This is a genomic window from Lamprobacter modestohalophilus (assembly GCF_016583905.1).
Lineage (GTDB): Bacteria > Pseudomonadota > Gammaproteobacteria > Chromatiales > Chromatiaceae > Lamprobacter > Lamprobacter modestohalophilus.
Genome location: NZ_NRRY01000134.1, coordinates 1 through 2113, shown reverse-complemented (window position 1 = coordinate 2113; position 2113 = coordinate 1). Strand labels below are relative to the sequence as shown.

Sequence of the window (2113 nt, the reverse complement as noted above, 5' to 3'; positions counted from 1 at the left end):
CGCCCAAGCATGCCTCTTGGCTGAACCAGATCGAGATGTGGTTCTCCATCTTGGCGCGCAAAGTGATCCGCCGCGGTAACTTCCTCTCGGTCGATGATCTTCATGAGAAACTCGCCAACTTCATTGATTTCTTCAACGACAAGCTGGCCAAGCCGTTTCGCTGGACCTATACCGGGAAGCCACTCGCGGCTTGATTGGCTGGTCGGTATCAGGATTTTCACAGCAAAGCACTAGCGTTTCCCCCATACCCGTGCGGCAGGGTGAAGCCGCTGGTCGCTCGCCATCAACGTAGCCATTCGCTGCCTCGTGCAGAAGACTCCCTCGGAGTCACCAACGTCCATCCCAAGCCGATTGGCCTCATCGTCCGGGGTCGCCCCAAACCGATCCTGACGCAGCAACGCCTCTGTGTCCGCCACTCACGCGCGACACTCGGCGCCAAGACCTCCTCGCGTCTGTCCACCGCAGGCGACGCTGATCGCTGCCCCTCTTTGCTGTTTTTTCCCTGTCCAAGGCCGTGCTGCATCTGATGGCGTGCATGTCGGTCACCCATGGACAGGCGGCACGGGTTGCCAAGCAGCTGGCCCTGATCGGTACCGCCGGTGAGTTGGCGACGGCGGCAGGCATCACCGGCTGGCCGGCGGGAAGCGCGGCTGACGCGGTGCTGGATGCCTACCAGCTGTGGCAGAGCGAGCAGGGCAGCGGGCAGACCGAGGATCGGCAGATCCTGGAGTCGGTGCGCAGCTTCATCGAGCGCCATGGCGAGAGCCGTTTCGCGCCGCGCCATGCGACCTCAGCGCACCCGATCCGCGAGCGAGCCGGTTATACCGAGGAGGACCCAGCGACTGGGCAGGTGACCTATCTCTTTCTGGCCAGTGGCCTGCGTGAGGCACTGAGCGGGCAGGATCTGAAGCGAGGCTTGATCGCCCTGGCAGGGCCGGCTGGCTGGTCAAGGGCAGCGGCGACAAGCATCGGCTGCAGCGCAAGATCCAGGGTAAGAATACCCATGTCTATGCGGTGTCGTTGCCGGATGACGTGCTCGATGATGCAGAAGCGAGCCAAGCATGACAGCGCTGGAGATAATGGAGGCGGCCTATCCGGCGGGTGGCAGGAGGGAAGCGGAGCGTTGCGGAGAGCGATGTCCACTTGGGCGGCGATTCCTCTAACCTGTTCCCCGCGCATGGGGCGACAAAAGCGGATATGTTGGACAGGCTGTTTCTGGACTGCTGGTAGACTACAGCGCTAGCAGTCAGCCGATAGGCATCGAGATCACTGTGCCCATAGGGGGCGACGTTGCGGAATTGAGCCGGGTTCTTGTCCATCTGCACGCCCCTGCGTTGACTAATGAGGGCATCGGGCGGCCTGGGCTTGGGACGCAAACATGTCGCGGTTTGCCGCCATTGACATCCGCTGAGCAGGAGGCTACCGGACCCTGATCTTTTACCGCCAGACGCATCGCGCCTTCTTCATCTACGGATTCGCCAAGAGCCAGCAGGCCAACATCGGCAACGAGGAAGAAGCGGCCTTCAAGAAGGCGGCGCGGCACGTCCTTGAACTGACGGACGAGCAACTCGCTGCGCTGATCCAGAACGGGCAATTCTCGGAGGTTGAACAGGATGGCGAAACAGTATCGTAGCGACGCGATGGCCTCGATCCATGAAACCATGGAAGCCCTCCAAGAGGTGGGCGCCATCGACAAGCAGACTATGCGCGAATTCGATGACGCTTGTCTGACGCCGGTTGAGCCCCTCTCTCCCGAAGCCATCCGCGCCCTGCGTGAGCGCGAGCATCTTTCTCAGCCCGTTTTTGCGCGTTACCTCAATGTCAGCAAGAACTTGGTCTCCGACTGGGAACGCGGCGTCAAGCGTCCCGGCGGGCCAGCGCTTCGGCTGCTGACCGTCATCGAGAAGAAGGGGATTCAGTCAATCGCCTGAACGTGCCCCTGAGTCGAAAGGAAGCGCGCGGTGGTGATCCCTCTCTGATCAGGGCGTAGTCGTTCAGACACCCGCCATTGGAGCCGGCAACGCTGGAGCCGTGCGGCCAGCGCGTCGCTCAGTGATGACGGCGGCCAGATAGGGCCAAGGCAGATGCCCGCGTTTGCGGCAGGTTTCGATCA

3 protein-coding genes and 1 pseudogene are annotated in these 2113 nt (G+C 61.9%); 3 read left to right on the top strand and 1 reads right to left on the bottom strand.

From position 1 onward, the window contains the following. Together CKO42_RS26290 and CKO42_RS26285 are read left to right on the top strand one after the other, a co-directional pair. Window positions 1–194: pseudogene (locus CKO42_RS26290) on the top strand (IS630 family transposase); the annotation flags it as partial. 341 nt (window positions 195–535) lie between these two features. Beyond that, window positions 536–1243 (top strand): hypothetical protein, encoded by a 708-nt coding sequence (locus CKO42_RS26285; RefSeq protein WP_200252349.1) that lies wholly within the window; start codon window positions 536–538, stop codon window positions 1241–1243. A gap of 3 nt (window positions 1244–1246) precedes the next feature. Here CKO42_RS26285 and CKO42_RS28770 read toward each other — a convergent pair whose 3' ends face one another. Further along, on the bottom strand, window positions 1247–1663 hold the full coding sequence (locus CKO42_RS28770; protein ID WP_476737492.1) for a hypothetical protein: 417 nt from the start codon (window positions 1661–1663) through the stop codon (window positions 1247–1249). Here CKO42_RS28770 and CKO42_RS26275 point away from each other — a divergent pair. Beyond that, window positions 1662–1931, top strand: coding sequence for a helix-turn-helix domain-containing protein (locus tag CKO42_RS26275; protein WP_428995749.1), 270 nt, complete (start codon window positions 1662–1664; stop codon window positions 1929–1931). The two genes, CKO42_RS28770 and CKO42_RS26275, sit on opposite strands and share 2 nt — an antisense overlap. Window positions 1932–2113: the final 182 nt, after the last annotated feature.